General features: G+C 37.5%; 19 protein-coding genes. All 19 read right to left on the reverse strand.

Translation table 11 applies throughout. The annotated features are described in order from the left end of the window. Nucleotides 1-735: 735 nt before the first annotated feature. On the reverse strand, nucleotides 736-1,644 hold the full coding sequence (locus HH682_RS03300) for a glycosyltransferase family 32 protein (RefSeq protein ID WP_214236204.1): 909 nt from the start codon (nucleotides 1,642-1,644) through the stop codon (nucleotides 736-738). Between the two features lie 25 nt (nucleotides 1,645-1,669). Further along, on the reverse strand, nucleotides 1,670-2,959 hold the full coding sequence (locus tag HH682_RS03305) for an oligosaccharide flippase family protein (protein ID WP_214236205.1): 1,290 nt from the start codon (nucleotides 2,957-2,959) through the stop codon (nucleotides 1,670-1,672). A 90-nt stretch (nucleotides 2,960-3,049) separates the two neighbouring features. Then, a complete protein-coding gene (locus tag HH682_RS03310; RefSeq protein ID WP_214236206.1) occupies nucleotides 3,050-3,904 on the reverse strand; it encodes a glycosyltransferase family protein in 855 nt (284 codons plus the stop codon). A gap of 161 nt (nucleotides 3,905-4,065) precedes the next feature. After that, nucleotides 4,066-4,608, reverse strand: coding sequence for a dTDP-4-dehydrorhamnose 3,5-epimerase (gene rfbC / locus HH682_RS03315; protein ID WP_214236207.1), 543 nt, complete (start codon nucleotides 4,606-4,608; stop codon nucleotides 4,066-4,068). After that, complete coding sequence (gene rfbA / locus HH682_RS03320; protein ID WP_214236208.1) at nucleotides 4,609-5,478, reverse strand: glucose-1-phosphate thymidylyltransferase RfbA; 870 nt, start codon at nucleotides 5,476-5,478, stop codon at nucleotides 4,609-4,611. 18 nt (nucleotides 5,479-5,496) lie between these two features. Next, nucleotides 5,497-6,558, reverse strand: coding sequence for a dTDP-glucose 4,6-dehydratase (gene rffG, locus HH682_RS03325; RefSeq protein WP_214236209.1), 1,062 nt, complete (start codon nucleotides 6,556-6,558; stop codon nucleotides 5,497-5,499). A gap of 9 nt (nucleotides 6,559-6,567) precedes the next feature. After that, entirely contained in the window at nucleotides 6,568-7,572 is a 1,005-nt protein-coding gene (locus tag HH682_RS03330; protein WP_214236210.1) for a glycoside hydrolase family 43 protein, read from the reverse strand. After that, nucleotides 7,565-8,728, reverse strand: coding sequence for a glycosyltransferase (locus HH682_RS03335; protein WP_214236211.1), 1,164 nt, complete (start codon nucleotides 8,726-8,728; stop codon nucleotides 7,565-7,567). Before HH682_RS03335 ends, HH682_RS03330 begins: the two co-directional genes overlap by 8 nt. 7 nt (nucleotides 8,729-8,735) lie before the next feature. Next, a complete protein-coding gene (locus HH682_RS03340; protein ID WP_214236212.1) occupies nucleotides 8,736-9,608 on the reverse strand; it encodes a glycosyltransferase family 2 protein in 873 nt (290 codons plus the stop codon). A 12-nt stretch (nucleotides 9,609-9,620) separates the two neighbouring features. After that, complete coding sequence (locus HH682_RS03345) at nucleotides 9,621-10,832, reverse strand: EpsG family protein (RefSeq protein WP_214236213.1); 1,212 nt, start codon at nucleotides 10,830-10,832, stop codon at nucleotides 9,621-9,623. A 26-nt stretch (nucleotides 10,833-10,858) separates the two neighbouring features. After that, nucleotides 10,859-11,668 (reverse strand): glycosyltransferase, encoded by an 810-nt coding sequence (locus HH682_RS03350; protein WP_214236310.1) that lies wholly within the window; start codon nucleotides 11,666-11,668, stop codon nucleotides 10,859-10,861. Beyond that, nucleotides 11,661-12,476, reverse strand: coding sequence for a beta-1,6-N-acetylglucosaminyltransferase (locus HH682_RS03355; RefSeq protein ID WP_214236214.1), 816 nt, complete (start codon nucleotides 12,474-12,476; stop codon nucleotides 11,661-11,663). The genes HH682_RS03350 and HH682_RS03355 overlap by 8 nt, the downstream gene beginning before the upstream one ends. 7 nt (nucleotides 12,477-12,483) lie before the next feature. Beyond that, nucleotides 12,484-13,890 carry an undecaprenyl-phosphate galactose phosphotransferase WbaP gene (wbaP, locus tag HH682_RS03360; RefSeq protein ID WP_214236215.1) on the reverse strand — a complete coding sequence of 469 codons (1,407 nt, stop codon included), beginning with the start codon at nucleotides 13,888-13,890 and terminating at the stop codon, nucleotides 12,484-12,486. Nucleotides 13,891-13,955: 65 nt separating this feature from the next. Next, the gene (locus HH682_RS03365; RefSeq protein ID WP_214236216.1) at nucleotides 13,956-16,121 is read right to left on the reverse strand and encodes a polysaccharide biosynthesis tyrosine autokinase; all 2,166 of its coding nucleotides are present in this window, start codon (nucleotides 16,119-16,121) and stop codon (nucleotides 13,956-13,958) included. Nucleotides 16,122-16,129: 8 nt separating this feature from the next. Then, entirely contained in the window at nucleotides 16,130-16,567 is a 438-nt protein-coding gene (locus HH682_RS03370; protein WP_214236217.1) for an arsenate reductase/protein-tyrosine-phosphatase family protein, read from the reverse strand. A gap of 2 nt (nucleotides 16,568-16,569) precedes the next feature. Next, nucleotides 16,570-17,706: a polysaccharide export protein gene (locus HH682_RS03375; RefSeq protein ID WP_214236218.1), complete on the reverse strand. Its 1,137-nt coding sequence runs from the start codon at nucleotides 17,704-17,706 to the stop codon at nucleotides 16,570-16,572. A 69-nt stretch (nucleotides 17,707-17,775) separates the two neighbouring features. Further along, on the reverse strand, nucleotides 17,776-19,242 hold the full coding sequence (locus HH682_RS03380) for a capsule assembly Wzi family protein (RefSeq protein WP_214236311.1): 1,467 nt from the start codon (nucleotides 19,240-19,242) through the stop codon (nucleotides 17,776-17,778). A gap of 653 nt (nucleotides 19,243-19,895) precedes the next feature. Next, the gene (lysS, locus tag HH682_RS03385) at nucleotides 19,896-21,416 is read right to left on the reverse strand and encodes a lysine--tRNA ligase (protein WP_214236219.1); all 1,521 of its coding nucleotides are present in this window, start codon (nucleotides 21,414-21,416) and stop codon (nucleotides 19,896-19,898) included. 9 nt (nucleotides 21,417-21,425) lie between these two features. Beyond that, nucleotides 21,426-22,524, reverse strand: a protein-coding gene (prfB, locus tag HH682_RS03390) for a peptide chain release factor 2 (protein WP_214236220.1) whose coding sequence is annotated in 2 segments (ribosomal slippage) — nucleotides 21,426-22,448 and nucleotides 22,450-22,524 — 1,098 coding nt in all. Because the reading frame shifts where the segments join, the coding sequence is not laid out codon by codon here. Nucleotides 22,525-22,579 lie beyond the last annotated feature (55 nt).

Consider the following 22,579-nt stretch of genomic DNA (forward strand, 5'->3'; position numbering starts at 1 on the left):
TAAAAAAATATTTATGGTCGGTGATGCGTGTTAAAGAAATATCATTGTCGCCATAACTAATTACGGTAGTAGCCTAACGGTAGACGCAAGTATTGAAATATATTAAATTAACTAGAAAGCAACCTAGAAGGTTTTAAATTATCTATACTAATTGAGTTCACAGGTAGTATCTTGAAAATCCATTTCTAATATTTACCCCGAAAATCTCCGCCAAATTTTTATATAACTATTAAAAAACCTCATGCGGTTTTTCCCATACAAGTTTTATGTTAATCTTCAATTGTTGATACCTCCGGGAAACAATAAATATTCTTGAAGTATATATCGATCATCACTTGGCAACCAGGTATTTTAAAATATTTACTTATCGTACTGAAGTTTATCGGAAAGACAAAAAAATCACATCAATAGTCACCTTAAATATATATTGGGATAGGTTGAAATTCTTGATGGAATTTATATAAACCCATATCAATGAATTATCGACGATAAATATTTAAGCCCCAAAATTTTAAAACAAGATAACTATTTTTATATTGCAATTCAGCAACCCCTAGAAACATATAAGCAAAAATCAACTACATAGACATTATATCTTTATTAAGAAAATTTCATTTAAATAGCAACATCCGCCAAACTTATCCCTACATTTATAATATCGGTAAAGTTCATTAATTATCAAAGAATAACTTAATGGTGATTTATTACTTATAATAAAATAAGCATAAATAATATTCATTTTTCGCTCGATTCATACTCTCTTATAATATCCCCTATATAACTTTTATCAAGAATTAGATCCTTGTCAATATTTTTCTGAACTGAGGATCTAGAACCAGAAGTTAATTTAACCATCTTGACGAAGGGTAAATTACTTTTATTTTTTAAAGTAAGTTCAGCTGCTACGTAGTCACCAGAAAAATGGTGCAGATAGTTGAAGTAGTGACCCGAACTGGCCGAAGAAGAATATAATATATTGTAATGGCTGTTATTGGTAACTACTATTGCAGAAATGTAGCAAAGCAAATAATCCACCCTAGTTAATTGTTGGACTAAACTTTTATCGAATTTAATTGAATTGTAATAAGAGATAGGATTACTACTAAAAACACACTTCTTAAATTCATCTAGCCAATCAGAAATGAATCGGCTACCTAATGGTGAAATAATAAACCAATTCTCAGTGATAGGTCTTTTTATATCAGACGTACATTCATCAGAGAAAAAAACAAAAGCATCCTGGCCATTTATCTTACTGAATATCCAATCTAAGTTTTCATTTAATATAATTGATGCATCCATCCAAACTCCACCGTAATCATTAAGTAGACTTAATCGTATGAAATCTGCTTTTATAGCTGGAGGTAAAGATGCGTTAAAGTTAGTTAAATTAACATATTTATATACTGTTTTACTATTTAATAAGACCACCTCAAAATCGGCACAGAATTTCTTTAACCTATAAATTGATATTTTCACTATATCTGGGATATATTTATCATCATCCCAATACAGCCAGATTTTTTTTGGATAAACATAATCAGATTTTTTTGAATTCTGATTTATTTCTAAAAATATAGGATCAATATATCTTTTGTCTGACCTCATCCTTATAAAATATATATTTATTTTTTTCTTTATCATCCTTAAGAAACTTGAAATTTTTAGGCTATTTTTTATTGAGTACATATTTTATAGATCCCAAAATAGAATTGTATGATAAAGTATCCCATGAAAATATAATGACTCCCCTTCTATAAAGGTAAACCACCTGATATAAAGAAATAACAACTTCCGATATACTCCATACTATTGAAGTAACTAATCCACCATTAGCACGTACTAACAAGCAATTAATAAAAAGGCTTAATATGGCAATTATGATCTGTATACGGACAAATGCACTATCCATCCCTAAGTTAAGCATGACCTGACCACCAATAAACACGCCGAAAAATACAGCAAAAAGCCCAATAGAAAGTATTCTTACTAAAGAGATGATAGGCAAAAATTCTTTTCCAAAAAGTAGCATAACGATTAATTCATCGAAAATATTTATAAAGAACAAAAACATAATACTAATCACTATAAATATAGGCAATACTTTTTTGACTGTTTCTAACCCCTGTTCCTTACCCTCACCAAACTTTCTAGCTAGGATCGGGAAAATAATTTGAGATATAGGAAGTAAAACAATCGACTTAGAAACATCCATCAGTTTCTGTGCAGATGTGTAGTATCCAACATCTAATTTTGTAGAAAGAACGCCAAGTATAACAATTCCTGTGGTCGTATAAATATTGGTTACTATAGATGACAAAAACAAATATTTACCATCAGAGATTAGCGATTTAATAAAGAAGAAACTAGGAATAATGGCCTTAATTTCATATTTCCTAAACGTATAAATAAAAATAGTTAAGGATGTTAAAAATGTAGTCACGTTTAATATTGCCGAGTATAGCACTAAATCATTTTTGTCACTAATAAATAGAATAATAAGGATAAATGTAATCAGCTTTGTAATAAAAGAGAAAATCGCAATAACCTTAAAATTACTAAATGATTGAAGAAACCAATTTTGCGTAAAAAGACTAGCAATACATGAGAAATAAGAAACCCAACAGAGTAATGAATATCTTTGCAAATCTTGAAAAAGATAAATTACAACTGAGAATAAAATAGTACAAAAGATAAAAATAGCCAACTGAACAATAAAAATCCCACAAAACAATACATTTTTATCGGCTGGGTTTCTACTTAACCAACGTACACCGGTATAATTAAAACTATAGTTCACAAATAAGGAGAAGTATCCAACTATAGCAGCGATGTAGTTTATAATACCAACATTTTCCGGTCCGAAAGTACGAGCTATAATAGGTACGGTAATTATAGGAAAAAGGTAATTTACAACTTGCACGGTAGATATATAGAATAGATTCTTAATATTATTCATTTGTCAACCATTTCGTATAGGAACAACTAAAGCAATAACCTTGAAACATGATAATTTGTAAATAAAGAAAATAAAATTGATAATCATTTACTAGCACCTGGGGTGTTTTTTATTAACTATAACTTTTAATATTTCCTTTACTAATTCAGTATCTTTACGCAACAAAAGCATGAAGAAAATCTTTGAAATTTTAGAAATCTTTAATATATAACTTTTTGAATAAAAAAGTGAAGTTAAAGTATAGTCTATTAGTCTTTCTTTTTCTCTCCATTTTGATATTGACCCACTTTCTCTAGAAAGTGAATGTTTTAATTCCTGGGTAATATATATCCCTACATTTATACCTTTTTTCTTGAGAAGATGAATTCTTCTAAAAAGGCTAAAGTCAACTCCATATAAAGCAAATCTATTATCAAAAAGATTCAAATTAAATTCTCTAAATTTATTTATTAAAGATGAGTATATTATTATCCCTGAACCAATACTAAAAACCTCATCATTACTTTCAGTGAAACCTGATTTTTTTATTACAACATCGTTTACTACAGGATAAAAATATTTATTACTTACAATAGACTTTATTATAGGAAGTTGTATATCAATACCTACTTCTGACTTGAATACATTCAAGCTATTGCGAAAAAATTCTAACGGGATATCAGAATCATCGTCGAAAAAAACAAATCTATCATAATCGTTATTTAGAAATGAATTATATAAAAAGCTCAATGGCCTATTTTCTAAAAATTGCTCAACAAGTACATTTTTAAATTTAATTTTTAATAATTCTAGGACGTTGTTATTGGAGATTGAAATTTCTTCAGGTCCATTATTAACTATATGCAAATAACAACATTCATCAATAGTTGTTTCAAGTAGCTTACTAATAGTTTTAGAGTCATGAAGACCTTTACCATATAATATCACCAAAATACCAGTTTTCATTTCCCACCAGATTAAAATTAAATAATTATTAAATAATTTTGAAAAATTCAATCACCTTTAGATTAAAAAATTCAGTTATCGACCCTAAATTATAACTTTGTAAAACATAATTTTTATAGGCAAAAAAGTGTTTTTATTATACCTATAATTACAAAAACCCTTCAAATTTTATTAATATGCATAATAGACAAACCTTTACTATCCTTTTCAGAAACAATTGGATTATGATTAATTGGCCATTCGATACCCACACTAGGATCATTCCATGCCAAACAACCTTCAAAACCAGGAGTGTAGTAGTCTGTACATTTATATTCAAAATCAGCAATATCAGATAGTACAACAAATCCATGAGCTAGACCTGGTGGGATCCAGAATTGAGTCTTATTTTCTTCTGAAAGGATAATACCTGCCCATTGTCCAAAGGTCGGCGAATCTTTACGAATATCAACTGCCACATCAAACACTTCACCGCGAACACAACGTACTAATTTGCCTTGTGGGTTTTTAGTTTGAAAATGTAATCCACGTAGTACTCCTTTAGATGAGCGTGAATGGTTATCTTGCACAAAATCCAGATCAATATTCAGTGCTTGTTTATAGCGATTAGCTTCAAAGGTTTCTAAAAAGAAACCCCGTTCATCGCCAAATACTTTTGGTTGTATGATTTTAACATCAGCAATTTTAGTATCGATAATTTGCATTTATTCAGTATCCACTAAACGTTGTAAATATTGTCCGTAACCGGTTTTAGCCAGCAACTTAGCTTGCGAAACGACTTGCTCTTTCGTTAGCCATCCCTTTCTATAGGCAATCTCTTCTAAGCAAGCCACTTTATAGCCTTGGCGTTTTTCGATGGTGTGTATAAACTGAGAGGCTTCTAATAAGCTATCGTGGGTACCGGTGTCTAACCAGGCAAAGCCGCGGCCGAGTTTCTCAACGTGCAGGCTATTTTTTTCTAAATACATCTCATTCAGGCTGGTGATTTCAAGTTCACCACGATGCGAAGGCTTAACTTGCTTCGCCATCTCAACCACATCTTTGTCATAGAAGTAAAGACCAGTAACCGCCCAATTGGATTTAGGCTGCTCAGGTTTCTCTTCTAATGAAATTGCACGATTATTTTCATCGAACTCGACTACGCCAAAACGCTCAGGATCTAGAACTTGATATCCGAAAACGGTAGCTCCTTCGGTACGCTGCACTACTTTCTCAAGTTTCTTACCGAAGCTTTCACCGAAGTAAATATTGTCACCAAGTACTAATGCACAGCTATCACCATTGATGAACTCTTCGCCAATGATAAATGCTTGAGCTAATCCATCTGGACTTGGTTGGATGGCATAACTGAATTCAACCCCAAATTGACTTCCATTGCCAAGTAAGCGTTTAAAACCTGGCATATCGTCAGGCGTTGATATAATTAAAATTTCGCGGATTCCCGCCATCATCAGTACCGAGATTGGGTAAAAAACCATGGGTTTATCGTAAATCGGCATTAACTGCTTCGATACACCTTGAGTGATGGGATATAAACGGGTTCCGGACCCACCGGCTAATACAATACCTTTCATTATTAATCTTTCCCTAAATTAGATTGAGCCTAAACGTTCGCCAGCGTATGAACCATCCAGTACACGTTGCCACCAGGTTTCATTATTTAAATACCATTCGACTGTTTTACGGATACCGGTCTCGAAGGTTTCTGCTGGAGTCCAGTCTAATTCTTTAGCAATCTTGCTGGCATCAATTGCATAACGTACATCATGACCTGGGCGATCTTTAACATATGTAATTAGGTCAGCATATTGGTTGAGACCGCTAGGTTTATTCGGCACCAGCTCTTCCAACAGTTGGCAAATCGTTTTAACGACGTCGATATTTTTACGTTCATTGTGACCACCGATATTGTAAGTTTCGCCTACAACCCCTTCGGTAACGACTTTGTACAGTGCACGTGCGTGGTCTTCTACATATAACCAGTCACGGATTTGTGAACCGTCACCGTAAACAGGTAGCGATTTCCCGGATAGTGCATTAAGAATAATCAATGGGATTAATTTCTCTGGGAAATGATATGGACCATAGTTGTTCGAACAGTTAGTAACTATGGTAGGTAAACCATAAGTGCGTTGCCATGCACGCACTAAGTGATCACTTGATGCTTTAGAAGCTGAATAAGGGCTGCTCGGTGCATAGGGTGTAGTTTCGGTAAATAGATCATCAGTACCATGTAGATCACCATAGACTTCATCGGTAGAGATGTGGTGGAAACGGAAAGCCTGTTTTTTATCGGAATCAAGACCGTTCCAATAGTTGCGCGCCGCCTCTAACAATGTGTAGGTGCCAACAATGTTGGTTTCGATAAATGCCGCCGGGCCGTCGATTGAACGGTCTACATGACTTTCGGCGGCTAAATGCATAACAGCATCGGGTTGGTAGTGTGTAAATACACGGTCTAACTTAGCACGATCACAGATGTCCACTTTTTCGAAATGATAACGACTATCTTTATCGACTGTATTTAACGATTCTAGGTTACCCGCATAGGTTAGGCTGTCGATAACAATCACTTCATCTTTCGTATTTTCAATAATATTACGAACTACTGCTGAACCGATAAAACCGGCACCACCGGTTATTATAATATTCATTTTTATTACCTATTTTATGTATGGGGACTGGTCATTAGAAAAAATTATTTTTTTAAATAAATAGCCACTATTAGACAAATCTTTCGGATACCATTTATCGCCCATAAAATAACAATCCCCGTTGAACTCAAAATAATTAGAACCTTGTGATTGAAAAGTAGTATTTATATTTTTCGCATCAGTTCCTTTAACAAAATCCCCAATATTTTTCCAATAACCAAAGACTTTGTCTGCTGTAAACAACCTAGCTCTATTAGGTTTCCAACCAGTTGTTCCTGAAGCTACAAGATAGTACTTCCCTTCATTAAAAAACATAACTGGTGCTTCATTATAGCCTCCAGGTTGTACTCTAATATATTTTCCCGTTGTATGTGTATAGTCTTGAGACAATAAAGATATGGATAAAGTCAAATTGTCTTCACTCGAAGATATTAAATAGGCATTGTCATTACGATCCTTAAAGATAGTAATATCTCTAGACATCTGCCCGATGTTTGAATGGTCTTTATTTACTTTATTTGCTAACTTACTACCTACATAATTACCATTAATTGGGTGACTCCTAGCATTAATACGAGAAGCATAGAGAAATTTATACGGCCCAGATATATCATTCGACGAAGCAACACCAACTTTAGCAGTTTTGTAGTTACTACTGACTTCCTCAACATGAAACCACATGACGAACTTATTAGTTGAACTATTATATACTATTTTTGGCCTTTCGATAAAAAAACTATGACTCTTGGGTTCTATTTCATTAGATTTAAATATTACTCCTAGATATCGCCATTTTTTCAAATCTTTGGATTGATATAAAGAGACACCAGATTCGTTACCTTTAATACGGTTTTCTCCATACCAATAATACTTATTTTTATATTGAAGTATACCACCACCATGTGCATTTATATAATTATTATTTTCATCTTTTAAATTTATATTTGAATCATCCGCACCACAACAACATGAAAATAATATAAAAAAAATGGGATAAATAAGTTTTTTATACATGTTTACTTAAGCCCTTTTCATAAATTCTTTTTATCTCGGTATTATATATTGAGGGATCGTGATACTTCTTTATTCTCGAAAGTGATGAAATCCCTTTGTTATGAATAATAGTTTTGTTATTAATAACTTCTAGAATACACCTTCTTATTCCAGCCACTAATAACTCTTGATTCAAATCACGATCAGTTTCATTTTTTATTTTGATACTTCCTAGATTATCCTTAGTTGTCTCAATAATCCACCCGGTATCATCATTATTTATTTCAGTTAATGCACGTACATCTGAAGTAATAACAGGGCAACCAGAGGCCTGAAACTCTAATACAGAATATCCAAAAGTATCAGCCCATGTGGGTAATAATCCAACATGGGATTTCATCATCAAGTCCAAAATACCACTATTACTGAGATTATTTATTACGTTTAAACATTGATATTTTTCGATCAATGATTCTATATGTTTAAAAAAAACCTCATCATACTGGAAATTCCCTAATGCATAATTATACTTTCTGTTAATGTCACCAACTAGCGTAAGACATACTTTTCGCGGATCAATTTCATTAGAACGTAATAACTTATCGAAGGCTAGAACTATTTCAGCCCCACCTTTTCTATAGAAGTCTTTACCAACAAATAAGAAATTAATAACATCAGAGCTTCTTTCTCTGATAGAATTAATATCGGCCAATGGAATTTGCGGAGGAAATATAACATGAGTTTTCCCCATAATCTTATCTTTTATTTCTGGATAATGATTAAGTATAGTCTCCTGAATTTTTCGAGTGCATTCAGAGATAGGTAATACAGCCAAGCAATTATTAGCGGCAATTTTTATTAGATATTCTTCAATTAATTTGTTTGAACTTAAATTATTGAGGTCTTTGAATAGACCAACAAATCTTGGAAGCATAGTTTCGAATGTTACGACCCAATTTTTATTGGTACAGCATATATAATTGAAAGTATGATATAAATCGACCTTAAAATCTACAATAGGCTTATATACGTAATCAAGTTGAATTTTATTGATTAAAGGTAATTTTTTTAAATATGCATTGTAGTTGTTCTTGTTAAGGTTTACATATGAATATTCTCTATTTGTGGTAATACATCTTTTTTCTGGATAATCATCTCTAACAATTCCTATTTTCATTATTCATTCACTTCATTTTTGATAAAATTAAAAATATAAAGTCTCTCTTACTCAAGATAGTGGACAATATGAAATTACTTAAAAAGGTATAAAAACGTTTAAATCCGAACATTTTATTTGTCAACTTAAATGCCTTATAAGCATAATAATCCTTTTTGACCAAATATCTTGACATTTCTGAAAGCCAAAAATATGAATATGATATATTCTCTCCCTTAATACTTACGGGCCGATCATCGATATGATATTCTGATAATGTATCACGTATCATAATAAATTTGCATCCATATGCATTTAACCTAATACAAAGATCATAATCCTGATGCCTAACAAACTTCTCGTTAAAATTTATTTTTTCTAAAATACTTTTGTGGATTAATAGCGTACTAGTTTGGATAAATCCAGCACAACCAAATAAATAATTAGCCATGGTTTCCTTATCTGGGAGGAATTCCCTCAAAGGCATAATCTTTATTACCTCATTATTTTTCACAATTGAAACCTTTGAATAATATATATTATTATTAGAACCAACTGAGTTTGAAACATTATTCTTATAAATCTCAAGTTTATTAGGTAGCCATGTATCATCTGCATCTAAAAAACAGATATAATCATTAACCGAAATATTTATTCCTTTATTCCTGGCCCCCGCACCATTAAGCTTAATATCAGATTTAAAAAAATTGATATTCAATCCTTTGTTTGTATAAATTGAAACTATATCTTCTAATTTATCAACGTCATTTGATAAATCATCAACAATTATTACTTCAAAAAATTTATAAGTTTGAAAAATCAAACTATCCAGCGTTCTAATTATTGTTTGAGAAGCATTGTACGCCGGAATTATAACTGAAAAATTAATATTATTTTTCATCACAACCTCTAATTAATATCTATTCTGTAGTTTACTTATAACATCAAGTAAGTTATCACTGAGTGAGGCTGTAAAGTCACCAAAATAAAGAATTTCTGTTCGATGATAAATAATATATAAATTAAAAACCCAAGATACAATCATAATAATAAATAGAAGCATGACTTTTACTTTACTATCGGTGATACTTTTCAAAGATATAGAGAAGAATAATAATCCAATTGGCACTATAGCAAATGAATATCTATTGCTTATCTCTTCGAATGTCGATGTAAAAAAGAAACAACAAACAAATACGACAAAAATATTCCTTACTATTTTAATGTAATATTCATTTCTCTTATCTTCAGGCTGCATGAGATTGCTTAATTCAACAATAAATATAAAAAAGAGCGACATAATCACCCTACTTTTATAATCTACTCCAAAATTGTCGCCTCCGTAAGAATTAACCCTTACTAGAAAGAAACTTCCTAAACTTGAGAGCTTAGTAAGAAGAAATGGCAATACATAAGCACCAAAAAAATATGATACTGAATACAAAAACACTGATAGTTTCAAAGTAAAATTATTGAATCTATTTATGAATAATAAAAAAGGAGCATATATTATTGATGAATAGTGACTAAGGCAGGCTAATAATGTATATAAATACTTTCTTTTTGAATAAGAGAAAGCTAGCGCTAATACTATAAAAGTAAAAGAGATACCCTGCCTGATTGTATTTGAATAAAAGCTTGCGAAAATGTATTGACTAAAGAAAAGTGTAATTGCAACAGGAGCGTATTTCTTGGCTATGACTTTGAACCCTAAATAAAGAGCAGATACATAAATTAAAAATATAAATATAAATGCTGAATTATTCACTCCAAAAATATCGGAAGACAATTTCATTGAAAAGTATGAAATAAAATCAAATCCACGATAAGATATAAGCCAATCCAGTAAACTTTTAGAATGATTTTCAAGCATGTATTGATAGTAAACGAACTTATCATTCCCAGTGGTATCACCGAAGATTGGTTTCGTACCTACCGAAATTGTTGCTACAAACAAAAAAGAAGATATAAAAAAAAACTCAGATACTATATATTTCCTTCTACTTTTAATCAACGGCATAGCAGATGCCAAAAGAATAGTCAAGAATAAAGAACTATAATAAGGATTAAAAAAGAAAATACATAAAAATAATATAAAAAATATTACAAAAGGATTTTTATTCATCAAAGCTATCACCTTAATAAGGAGTTTCATTTCCTTAATAATTTTCTATCTAAGTTATAGATCAATGATAATATTCTCCAAGGAAGTAATCTAGTACTCAACCTAATTGTCGAGTAATATAATAAATTGATCAATGGATAGATTCTCATGCGATGTTTTAACTTAAATAGTTGAATTTCACTTTTTATATATTCTAGACCTCTTCTCCTTTTTACCATATTAGGATTAACTCTTACTAGAAGCAGCCTTTCTTTGAGATTTTGAATTATAAGCTTATTTTCAATTGCCCTTAGCCACAGGTTATAATCTTCCATGTATAAATGATGCATATAACTTCCAATATTGAGTATTTTCTCTTTTTTGAACACAACACTCATATGGTTAATAGGGTTCTTGTAAATACATGCACTTATTATACTTTCATAAGTATCTGGAACGTCTTTATTACGCCTTTTCGAACCATCGAATTCAATCACTGAAGAACCTAGGATATCTATATCGTTATTTGCTATCACGGGAATCTGTTTAATAAATCTATCGTTGAAACAAATATCGTCCGTATCCATTCTAGCAACTAACTCATATCTACAAAATCTTAAACCGTAGTTTAAAGCTTCGCCAAGCCCAACATTTTTTTCAATTTTAATAATTTTTATGGGTAGCGATATTGAATACTTTTTTATTACTGCATCTAATTCTTGATTTATAAATCCGTCGTATACAACTATAATCTCCGTAGCTTGTAGTGTTTGTGATGCCAAACTACTTAGACATCTATCTAAAAAGCTAGGATCTTCCCTATCATATAAAGACATAAGTACTGAAAATTCATACATCACTTTTTAAAAACTCCTTGAATTTCTCACTATCTACTTTGCGAGCAAACCAAAAACCACGCTCTTTGGCATTGCATATTTCTTCAATTGATAACATTTCAGGACTTGACTTACCTTTTATAAACTTTATAAATCGTCTATTATCGGTCGATTTATAATTAAACTTTTTAAACAAAATCTGAAAAGCATGTTCATCAGCACATGCAATTTTTCTAAATGAATTAAAAAAACCGTTTTCATAATTATCAAGAATAATTTCCGTATGTGCTCTAGTAAATGAAAACCATTGAGAACCGTAAGCATAGTCCTTAACATCTAATTTTGTAAATTTCAATCTATTACCTAATACTCTCAAGATTCTATTTATAATTCTTCCAGGTATTGTTCTAATTAAATTAGTATCTACGTGAGGTGCTTGGATATTGAGTCGCCAATAACTATCTGTTTTATCACCAATTTCCAAATATAATTCATTTCCATTATCTCCCCAACACTTCTCCATTGATACAAAAGATGTAAGTGGAAGACAATCGCCACTAATTAGATGAAAAAAATTTATACTTTCGAAACTATATGCTTTTTTTATCAAAAGCAATGTAGCTTCTATCTGACTGAAGCCTCCCCAATAAACATTTACTGGGTCATCTAATATAATTACATTATTAAGGTTATCAAAAGAATTTTTTTCGTAAACGATTCCACATTTTTTGTCGAAGTGAATAATAAAAACAACATTCTCATTATATTTAAATAAATCATAAAAGTGATCTATTTTTTTATGTGTTTGAATTAAAACAGCAGTTTTCATAGATGTATTAATATGCTCCATCCCTTTTTAATACGACTGATACTGTCTTAAATAAGATAGCGATATCGTTCCACATAGACCAATTTTTAACATACCAAGCGTCAAAATATACGCGGGTTTCATAATCTACGTCGGATCGTCCGCTAACCTGCCACAAACCTGTCATGCCTGGTTTACTCATTAGGTAATAATCAACTTGGTCATGATAACGTTCTAACTCTTCATGGATAATCGGCCTTGGTCCAACTAGGCTCATCTCACCCTTCAATACGTTAAATAGCTGGGGGAGCTCATCCATACTGGTACGGCGTAATAAATGTCCAATTTTTGTAATACGAGGATCATTTTTCAGTTTAAAGGTTTCGTCCCATTCGGCTTTAGCTTCTGGGTCGTTAGCTAAAAGATCCGCCAATAATTCTTTCGAATTTACGGCCATAGAACGAAACTTTAAACATTTAAATGGGATACCATTCTTTCCGATTCGCTCGTGTCCATAAATTGCTGGACCACCATCTTTTTTTACTTTACGACTAATGAATAATAGAATAGGTGATAACATAAGGATTATCATTATCGATGCAAAAATATCAAAGCAACGTTTCAAAATCCTCGAGGGCCATTTGGCTAAGCTTTGATGCACTCTAAATATCATTACTTCGTGACTGAAAATAAAGGACATATCTGTATTATCTAGTGGCATACCACGCAATGTGGGAATGACTGAGACATAACGATAACCATTAAGCATTAACTGCTGTAACCAAGCATTACGTAACTCGCTTTCGTCGCTTTCCACCGCAATAATAAACTGCATACGCTTATCGACTTTTTTCGTTAACTCTTGTGGAAGTTCATGGCTAACAGGAATTCCATTAATGATGCTAATATTATCGTTAGACTTACCGACAAATTGTATTGTTTTAAACCCTAGATTTTTTTCGCTAGCAATTGCTTTATAGGCTTCCTGGGCGTTAGGGCCTGAGCCAATAATTATGGTATCTCGTTGCCAAGTACCCGCTTTATTGAGAATAAATTTTGTAACTGCTCGCATGACTGGCACTAATAGTGCAATCAAGCACCACATGATTACCCAAGTAAATCTAGACAGATTCCATTGTGTAAAAGCAATAATAGCTATTTCAAAGACTGAAAATATAACTATTGTTCTTAAAACTTCCTTTAATTCAAACCAGAATGTTTTGCGATAGAAATAATGTCTCAAACGCATACCATACCAGCCGATACAACAGATTGATATCAACCAGTGAAGATGATGCCAATTATTTATATTCTCATTAGAAATTCTATCATTGCCAAAAACAGCTTCTGCTAAATATAGACTAATTACTAAACTGAATAAATCAGACAGTATCAATCCGCCGCTTACCAGCAGATTTCGGGATAATCTTGTCATAAATTCCTCACCACAGAGCTGTAGCGAAAATAGTTACCCCCCACTTTAGCAGGGGGAGGGAAGGGTTATTTTTTATCGTCGTAGCTATAACCGTAATGACTATACCCGTAGCCATAGTAAGAGCTGGCTTTTTTCACTACGCCGTTAAGGATACAGCCCTTCACTTCAATGCCGCTCTGCTCGAAACGCTGAATACTCACTTCCATCTCTTTAGCAGTATTCTCTTCAAAACGAGCAACTAATAGAGTGGTACCGACATAGCGACCAATTACTGCTGCATCAGTGACTGCCAGAATCGGAGGTGTATCAACTAATACGATATCGTAATGTTCGCTCGCCCAATTTAATAGCTGTTGAAAGCGGCTATGCATCAGTAATTCAGACGGGTTAGGCGGGGTCTTACCACGGGCAATAAAATCAAAATTTGCTCCGCTAACTGATTTAATCCCCTGCTCGATACTGGATTTACCGGAAAGAATATCGGATAAGCCATGCTCTAAGGATTGATTAAATATCTGATGCGAATAACCTTTACGCATATCAGCATCAATAAACAATACCTTATGTTCACCCTGCGCTAAGACTGCTGCCAAGTTAGTGGTAATAAAGGTTTTTCCGGCATTGGGGCTAGCACCGGAGATCATTAACACGTTATTACTGGCTTCCATCATCGCGAAGTGCAAGCTAGTACGCAGGCTACGTATCGCTTCGATAGCTAAGTCTGCCGGGTTATCTACCGCTAAGAAGCTGAGGTTCTCTTTTTGTTTATTCTTCCTCGACTTAATGCCTTTCGGTTGTTGTTTAGCCATCCATTCTGAAACCGGAACACTGGCATAAACATTAATACCTAACTCTTCGAGTTGTTCTGGAGATTCAATACCGCGACGTAGAAAGACTCTTAATAAAACCAAGCCCACTGAAATAAACCCACCAAGTACAGTACCAATTAAAACCACTAATACTTTTTTCGGCTTCACTGGCTTAGGTGCCGTTACAGCTTCGTCAATAATACGCACATTTCCAATTGCGCTATTTTTCGCGATACTCAACTCTTGCTGACGATTAAGTAACTGCATATAGACTGCACGCCCGGACTCCACATCACGACTTAATTTAAGTACCTGTTGTTGAGTAGCTGGCATGGCAGAAACTTGTTTATTTAGCTTGGCTTTTTCCTGCTCTAACGTTTTACGCTTTTGTAAAAGAGCAATATAGGTTGGATGGTCTTTAGTATAAAGTTGTGAAACTTCTGCCTCACGGAATGTTAATTGATTTAATTGATTATCGACATTTACAATCTGGTCTAAAGCAGAACGTGCCTGCAAATTTAGATCTACCGAGTCACTTTGTTTTCGATAAGAACTCAATTTGTTTTCGGCATCATCTAACTGGCTGCGTACCTGCGGCAGTTGTTTTTCTAAGAAGTCTAAGCTTTTACTATCTTGTGCCGCTTGGCGGGCAATATTCTGCGCTAAATAATTTTCACTAATACTTTGTAGTTCACTTTGTGCTAACTGGGGATTAGGATCTGTGAGCGTAAGATTAAGCATACCAGTATCTTTACCCTGATCCGCCGCTGCAAAAATTTGCTGCAAGTTAGTAATGGCATCGAGTCGAGTAATATAATTAACCGTAAATTGGGTTTCAGGGGCCGCCTCAATTTTATCTATCTGTAATGAGAGCCCTTTAGCTGTTATAGCTTGCCCAATTGTTCCTTTAATTTTATAACCGCCACCCTCAACCAAATAATGCTGCTGATCGACGACCGTTATTTTTAGCTCTGGGACTTTCCCCTCTTGTTTAGCCACATAAATCCGACTGACGTAAATCTGCCCCGCCTGCTGTCCGGTTAAACGTGCCCAACCACGACCAAAAATTGGGAAATATTTTTGTTGTACTTGCGCTTGTAGCGTTAAATCATCAACTGTCTTACCGATAATCATCCTTGATTGTAACAGGGCAATTTCAGGTGCGGAGACCGGTTGGCTGTCAGGTAACATCTGGCTAAGATTACTCAGTATCGAGTTACCCTGCTTTTGTTCAACCTGTATCAATGCATCGGCTTGGTAAATTGGCGTAGCAAATAGCGCATAGAGGATGGCTAAAAATGTAAATAAGCCAGTCACCGCAATAATTAATTTTTTATGATCGAGCAGTTCGCCGATTAAACGTCCTAAATCGATCTCATCGGAATCTGGATTAGTGGGTTTATGTTGAATCACTGATGACATAACGCTTCCTATTTATTACCCAGTTTTGTCGCCCAAGCCTGTGCCGCTTGCTCGATTAATTGATAGACATGTTCAAAGGCTTCTTGACTTTGCCGATAGGGGTCAGGGATCTGTTTTCCTTTCAACCAATGCGCAAATAACATGGTTTTCCCTCTTGCCTCGGGTGCAATAGTCGATACCTCTTCCTGATGGTGCTTCTCCATCACCAAAATCAGGTCGTACTGCTGTGCCAGGTGGCGGGTAAACTGCTGCCCTTGGTGATCGGCTAAGTCGAGGTTATGTTTTTCTGCGACTAGAGATGCCGTTGCATCGGCCGCATGGCCCTTTAATGCGCCAGTGCCCGCCGAATCAATTTTTTTATTGGGGAGAAGTTGGCGTAATAGTCGTTCACCGGTGGGTGATCGGCAAATATTACCGGTACAGACCACAAGAATTGAATTAAACATAACTATTTCAAATCCTTGTAATAATTAACAGTCTCGGTTATGTCGTGGACCCCGCTTATAGTTGGAACAATTTGTGAAATAACACGGTTCCAACGCACCAGTGGTGCAGTGGTGACATAAACAATATCGTAAGGCTGTAACTCAAACTCTGTAGACATCACCATGGTCGAGGCATCTTTAGCATTCAGTTGGTAAATATTGGCAATACGACCATTTTTATCTTTTGGAATTTGGCGAATTACAAAGATTCCTGAAGCATCAGCATATTGCTGACTAACGCCTTGTGCGCTGCCCAAAGCTTCCGCCAAGGTCATGCCACTGCGATCCATCTTCAGCGTCGATTGTTGGCCGACTTCACCCATTACAAACACTTTCTGATCGTCATTACGCGGTACAAATAGAATATCGCCAGGGTACAGTAAACGGTTTTGTTGCAAATCGCCGCGTTGCATCAGTGCCTGCATCGAGAGTACGGTATCTTTACCGTTATGGGTTAACACGACATGGCGCCAGTCGGCATTCTCGGCAAAGCCACCGGCAGCATTAATCGCATCGACTACTGTTAAGGGAATATTGGTGATTGGTAGCTGACCCGACTTGCTCACTTCTCCCGTGACATAGGCTTTTTGTGAACGGAAGGCAGCGATGGCCACATCAACCTGTGGGCTTTCAACATACTGCGCTAAACGCGACGCAATCTGCTGGCGCACTTCAGCGATGGTTTTTCCGGCAACATATACTTTACCGATATAGGGGTAGAAAATAGTACCGTCGGCACCGACCCAGTTACCGGTGTCGCTGGCGGAGCGGTAGGTTCCTGCCGGGTTGGTTAATTCAGGGTGGTCATAGACAGTGACCATTAACACATCACCCGGACCGATACGGTATTGATAGTTTTGTAACTGCTTATCCAGCTGTGGATTGGGTTGGGAAATTACCTGTGCCGGACGCAGCTTATCGATTAACCCTGGGGTCATGGGGTAAACATTGACCAGCTTATCCCAGTCGTAGTCGCTATCTGGCAGTTCGACGGTATTCTTGCGTAGACTATTAAGCCCCTGACCAGGAACGATAGTACAGCCACTCAGCAGTGCGGTCAGCACTGCGGCTGCAGAGAGTTTAAGTGCTAATTTTTTCATCAGAATGTATTCAGTCAAGTGGGTAAATCGCTGCCAGAACCGATTCCAGTTAGCTAGCAGCCGCTATTTTTATAATTGGAAAGGGATCTCGATTGCGGCACTGACCCCGAGGTCATCACTGTCATTATGATTCGCATCGGTATACCAAGTGACAAGGTTAAGACGTACTGATTTATAGATATCGCCGCCCCAGCCTAGGGTCACGCCTTTTAAAGTATCGGCATGCGGAAAGGTGCGATTGTAACTCTGGTTATTAGGATTCACTTTCGCCCAGAATAGGCGTGCGCTCCAACGCTGGTTATCTTCGGTCACCAGCTCGGTCTTACCCACCAGCATCCGGCCGTCACCGCCCAGCGTATCCCCAAGTGCGTAACCTTGTTGGTAATAGCCATCGGTATAGATGTGGTGCGTATAACTATAGTTTTTATTTTTAAAGTCGGTACGGGTATCATGACCTTCGACATACCAGTTCAGAGCATTGCGACCAAGGCTGTGGTGCCCTTCAATTCCCGCCAGATACATATTAGAAGAAGGTAATTTACCGGCTTCATCTTCGCCAACCAGCTGACCATAGAGGCTGATTGGAATCCCTAGGGTCGGTTCGAGTTTTAACTTACCGTCAAAGCCAGCCAGTTGGTTACCGGGTTCGTTGGGATCGTTAGCACCAGTATTATCGTTACCGGAGAAGCCATCCCAGAAATTACTTAGGGATTGCGGCCGCCCTTTGCCGCCCCATTGCATGATACGGCTAGCACCAAGTTCTAGGGAATCGAACGGTGATACCGTTAGGCGCATGCCGATAATCTTGGTATGGGGGACGGCGCTATATTGTGACTCTTGGGCGGCAGAAATCTGGTATTGCCATGGACCAACCCAGTTTAGCCACCACGTTTCGGGGGCGGTCTGTTTGGAGCGTGACAGCATAAAACCAGTTAGTGGCCGAGCGTTATCGGAGCGGATTAAGCTGCCTTCATACCCCGGTCCCCACCACTGTGGTGTTTCACCAAACGAGAGCCACTGTCCCCACAGTTTTACCGCACCGTAGCTATTATTTAAGTTGGCATGGGAAGGGGATTGGATCTGACGATTCCCTTCCAGATTGCCTTGTAAATTAACGTCCCACCATTCGCCGCTATTACTGGCCGTCACGGCGAATTTAGTATCCGCGATCGGTGAGTTAGCGAAGCTACGTGGCTGCCCGCTGTTATCGGTGGCGGCATAGGCGTTTACACGTACATCCGATTTTAGGCTTTGCAGGCGCTCTTGCACCCGTTCAACCGCCAGCTGTTCGGAAGCGTAAGAGGGATGGGCCTTATCCAACGCATGTTCAATCGCCTCTTGGCTAAGTGGCCAAGTGCTTAAACTTAACTTAATCACGCCACGGTCGGCTAGCCAGCTCAGATCCGAGCGTAGATCGCTATCTGGCAAGATCAGGCCAGCGGCAGTCGCGTTCAGGGAAGGATAGAGGGAAAGCCCAATGACTAAGGCTAATAAAGAGTGTCGATTAAAACGTTTACCACCTGACGCTCGCTGCATCTGCTGTTTCTCCGTAACATCCATAAAGTTAGCCCGCAACTCTGCCTTAACCGGCTGAGAGAAGGGGGTATCGGGTGACCAAGGTGAAAAGATTATATTTTTTTAATTTATTATTTTTATTAGGGTTGTTATTGCACTGTCGAAGAGGGAGTTTACCCTGTAAGTAACCTAAACTTAACAAAAAAAACGCTGAGTTCTTGTATCTTCTTAGCATAGGAATTTAGGCACGCTACCGCCTCTGGCATGTGGCAACCAGAGCACCTTTACAACATTTTGTTTCTATTAGAGATTTATCTTAACAGTTTTTCGATATCGCTTAAAAAGCAATTTCACTTGCGGTAATGAAAAATATTAATCAAAGCGTATTATTAAGTAATATCACTATTAATAGTCGATTTTAGAGTGATAACGACGCTTTTTAGCCAGCAATCAATACCTTACCCACAAATTAACTTGATTTAGGTCAACCTATTCTTCGTTAAAAGTAGATTTTTGTCAAAATTTGTCATGACATTAAAGGGTGTTGGCGGGGATTAAAACAGATTAATTCCTAATTTCCAAAAATTTACACTTTATTTTAGAAATTTTGGTTATCAATAGAGTAAAAAAAACCCGCCGAAGCGGGTTTGCGTTGCTGACATAGCGTCGAGGGCTTATTTGCTGCCTGGACGTAGTGCGGGGAAGAGGATCACATCGCGGATGGTATGGCTGTTTGTGAAGAGCATCACCATACGGTCAATACCGATCCCCAGTCCTGCGGTTGGCGGTAAACCGTGTTCTAGAGCGGTGACGTAATCTTCATCATAGAACATCGCTTCGTCGTCACCGGCATCTTTGGCGTTGACCTGCTGTAAGAATCGTTCAGCTTGGTCTTGTGCATCGTTCAGCTCGGAGAAGCCATTACCGATTTCGCGTCCGCCGATAAAGAATTCAAAGCGGTCAGTGATTTCCGGGTTCTCGTCGTTGCGGCGGGCCAATGGCGAGACTTCTGCCGGGTATTCGGTGATAAAGGTTGGCTGAATCAGTTGTGCTTCAGCGGTCTCTTCAAAGATTTCTGTCACCACGCGGCCTAGGCCCCAGCTTTTCTCTACTTTAATACCGATAGCCTGAGCGATAGCTACCGCTTTGTCGAAATCATCCAGATCAGCCAACTCTGTCTCTGGGCGATATTTTTTGATTGCTTCACGCATGGTTAACTTATCGAATGGCTTACCGAAATCAAAGGTTTGCTCGCCATAAGCCACTTCTGTAGTGCCTAACACATCTTGTGCCAAGGTGCGGAATAGGCTTTCGGTTAACTCAATCAGATCACGGTAATCCGCGTAGGCCATATAGAGTTCCATCATGGTGAACTCTGGGTTATGACGAGGCGAGATCCCTTCGTTACGGAAGTTACGGTTAATCTCGAAAACGCGGTCGAAGCCGCCCACGACTAAGCGCTTGAGGTAAAGCTCTGGCGCAATACGCAGATACATATCGATATCCAGCGCATTGTGATGGGTGATAAATGGACGGGCGGAGGCACCGCCTGGGATGACTTGCATCATCGGCGTTTCCACTTCCATAAATTGACGATCAACCATAAATTGACGCACCCCCGCCATAATCTTCGAGCGGATTTGGAAGGTGTGGCGCGACTCTTCGTTGGCAATCAAGTCTAAGTAACGCTGACGATAGCGCGTCTCTTGGTCCGCGAGGCCATGGAACTTATCAGGCAATGGACGGAGCGCTTTAGTCAGTAAACGCAGCTCACTACAGTGGATAGAAAGCTCACCGGTTTTGGTTTTGAATAGCTTGCCGCGGGCACCGAGAATATCGCCGAGGTCCCATTTTTTAAATTGTTCGTTGTAATAACCTTCTGGCAGGTCATCACGGGAAACATAAAGCTGAATACGTCCACCGACATCTTGCAGCGTCGCAAAAGAGGCTTTCCCCATGATACGACGCGTCATCATACGGCCGGCGACGGTCACTTCGATCCCGAGATCTTCCAACGCTTCTTGGCTCTGCTCATCGTAACGCTGGTGCAGAGCATCAGAGTGGTCGGTTGGACGAAAATCATTTGGGAACGGATTACCCTTTGCACGCAGGACGTCTAGCTTTTCACGGCGGGCGCTCAGTTCATTATTCAGTTCTTGGGCGAGATCCGCCGGCGCGGGAGTTTGTTCTGACATAAAGGTTCCTTATAGGCCAGCTTTCAGGCTAGCTTCAATAAATCGGTCTAGATCGCCATCAAGGACGGCCTGCGTATTTCGAGTTTCAACACTGGTGCGAAGGTCTTTGATCCGCGAGTCATCGAGAACGTAAGAACGGATTTGACTGCCCCATCCAATGTCAGATTTGTTATCTTCCATCACCTGCTTTTCAGCATTTTTCTTCTGCATTTCCAGCTCGTACAGCTTCGCTTTCATCTGCTTCATCGCTTGGTCTTTATTTTTATGCTGAGAGCGATCGTTCTGACACTGGGTGACGATACCGCTAGGAAGGTGAGTAATACGTACCGCGGATTCGGTGCGGTTGACGTGCTGTCCCCCTGCCCCGGAGGCACGATAGACATCAATCCGCAGATCTGCTGGATTGATCTCAATATCAATATCATCGTCCACTTCTGGATAGATAAAGGCAGAGCTAAAGGAGGTATGACGACGTCCCCCTGAGTCAAACGGACTTTTACGGACTAGACGGTGAACACCGGTTTCGGTTCTTAACCAACCAAAAGCATAGTCACCGATAATTTTCAACGTCGCGGATTTAATCCCTGCCACATCGCCGTCGGAAACTTCGATGATTTCGGTTTTGAAGCCTTTCGCTTCCGCCCAGCGTAGGTACATCCGTAACAACATGTTTGCCCAATCCTGAGCCTCAGTTCCGCCTGAACCTGCTTGGAGATCGATATAACAATCGGCACTGTCGTATTCGCCGGAAAACATACGACGGAACTCTAATTCAGCCAGTTTTTTATCGAGGGTATCCAGCTCGACAACCGCTTCATTAAAGGTTTCTTCGTCATCGGCTTCGATCGCGAGTTCGACTAACCCACTGACATCTTCGAGCCCTTGCGCTAACTGATCGAAGGTTTCGACAATCGCTTCTAAGGAGGAACGCTCTTTTCCTAGCGCTTGCGCACGGTCAGGTTCGTTCCAGACATCAGATTGTTCAAGTTCAGCGTTAACTTCTTCTAAACGCTCATTTTTTGCATCATAGTCAAAGGTACCCCCGAAGAACATCGCTGCGCTCGGTGAGGTCTTGAATACGATTTTTTATCGGATTGATTTCAAACATAGTTTGTTGTCTTAAGTTGAAGATAAAAAAGTAAAACAGAGGGTGGAGATTCTAC

This window comes from Rosenbergiella gaditana (assembly GCF_018494065.1).
In the GTDB taxonomy this organism is placed as follows: domain Bacteria; phylum Pseudomonadota; class Gammaproteobacteria; order Enterobacterales; family Enterobacteriaceae; genus Rosenbergiella; species Rosenbergiella gaditana.

What these genes read in the sequence shown, in the direction of transcription:
- HH682_RS03300 (WP_214236204.1), bottom strand. Translation starts at nt 1,644, where the DNA reads ATGATAAAGAAAAAAATAAATATATATTTTATAAGGATGAGGTCAGAC.
- HH682_RS03305 (WP_214236205.1), bottom strand. Translation starts at nt 2,959, where the DNA reads ATGAATAATATTAAGAATCTATTCTATATATCTACCGTGCAAGTTGTA.
- HH682_RS03310 (WP_214236206.1), bottom strand. Translation starts at nt 3,904, where the DNA reads ATGAAAACTGGTATTTTGGTGATATTATATGGTAAAGGTCTTCATGAC.
- rfbC (WP_214236207.1), bottom strand. Translation starts at nt 4,608, where the DNA reads ATGCAAATTATCGATACTAAAATTGCTGATGTTAAAATCATACAACCA.
- rfbA (WP_214236208.1), bottom strand. Translation starts at nt 5,478, where the DNA reads ATGAAAGGTATTGTATTAGCCGGTGGGTCCGGAACCCGTTTATATCCC.
- rffG (WP_214236209.1), bottom strand. Translation starts at nt 6,558, where the DNA reads ATGAATATTATAATAACCGGTGGTGCCGGTTTTATCGGTTCAGCAGTA.
- HH682_RS03330 (WP_214236210.1), bottom strand. Translation starts at nt 7,572, where the DNA reads ATGTATAAAAAACTTATTTATCCCATTTTTTTTATATTATTTTCATGT.
- HH682_RS03335 (WP_214236211.1), bottom strand. Translation starts at nt 8,728, where the DNA reads ATGAAAATAGGAATTGTTAGAGATGATTATCCAGAAAAAAGATGTATT.
- HH682_RS03340 (WP_214236212.1), bottom strand. Translation starts at nt 9,608, where the DNA reads ATGAAAAATAATATTAATTTTTCAGTTATAATTCCGGCGTACAATGCT.
- HH682_RS03345 (WP_214236213.1), bottom strand. Translation starts at nt 10,832, where the DNA reads ATGAATAAAAATCCTTTTGTAATATTTTTTATATTATTTTTATGTATT.
- HH682_RS03350 (WP_214236310.1), bottom strand. Translation starts at nt 11,668, where the DNA reads ATGTATGAATTTTCAGTACTTATGTCTTTATATGATAGGGAAGATCCT.
- HH682_RS03355 (WP_214236214.1), bottom strand. Translation starts at nt 12,476, where the DNA reads ATGAAAACTGCTGTTTTAATTCAAACACATAAAAAAATAGATCACTTT.
- wbaP (WP_214236215.1), bottom strand. Translation starts at nt 13,890, where the DNA reads ATGACAAGATTATCCCGAAATCTGCTGGTAAGCGGCGGATTGATACTG.
- HH682_RS03365 (WP_214236216.1), bottom strand. Translation starts at nt 16,121, where the DNA reads ATGTCATCAGTGATTCAACATAAACCCACTAATCCAGATTCCGATGAG.
- HH682_RS03370 (WP_214236217.1), bottom strand. Translation starts at nt 16,567, where the DNA reads ATGTTTAATTCAATTCTTGTGGTCTGTACCGGTAATATTTGCCGATCA.
- HH682_RS03375 (WP_214236218.1), bottom strand. Translation starts at nt 17,706, where the DNA reads ATGAAAAAATTAGCACTTAAACTCTCTGCAGCCGCAGTGCTGACCGCA.
- HH682_RS03380 (WP_214236311.1), bottom strand. Translation starts at nt 19,242, where the DNA reads ATGCAGCGAGCGTCAGGTGGTAAACGTTTTAATCGACACTCTTTATTA.
- lysS (WP_214236219.1), bottom strand. Translation starts at nt 21,416, where the DNA reads ATGTCAGAACAAACTCCCGCGCCGGCGGATCTCGCCCAAGAACTGAAT.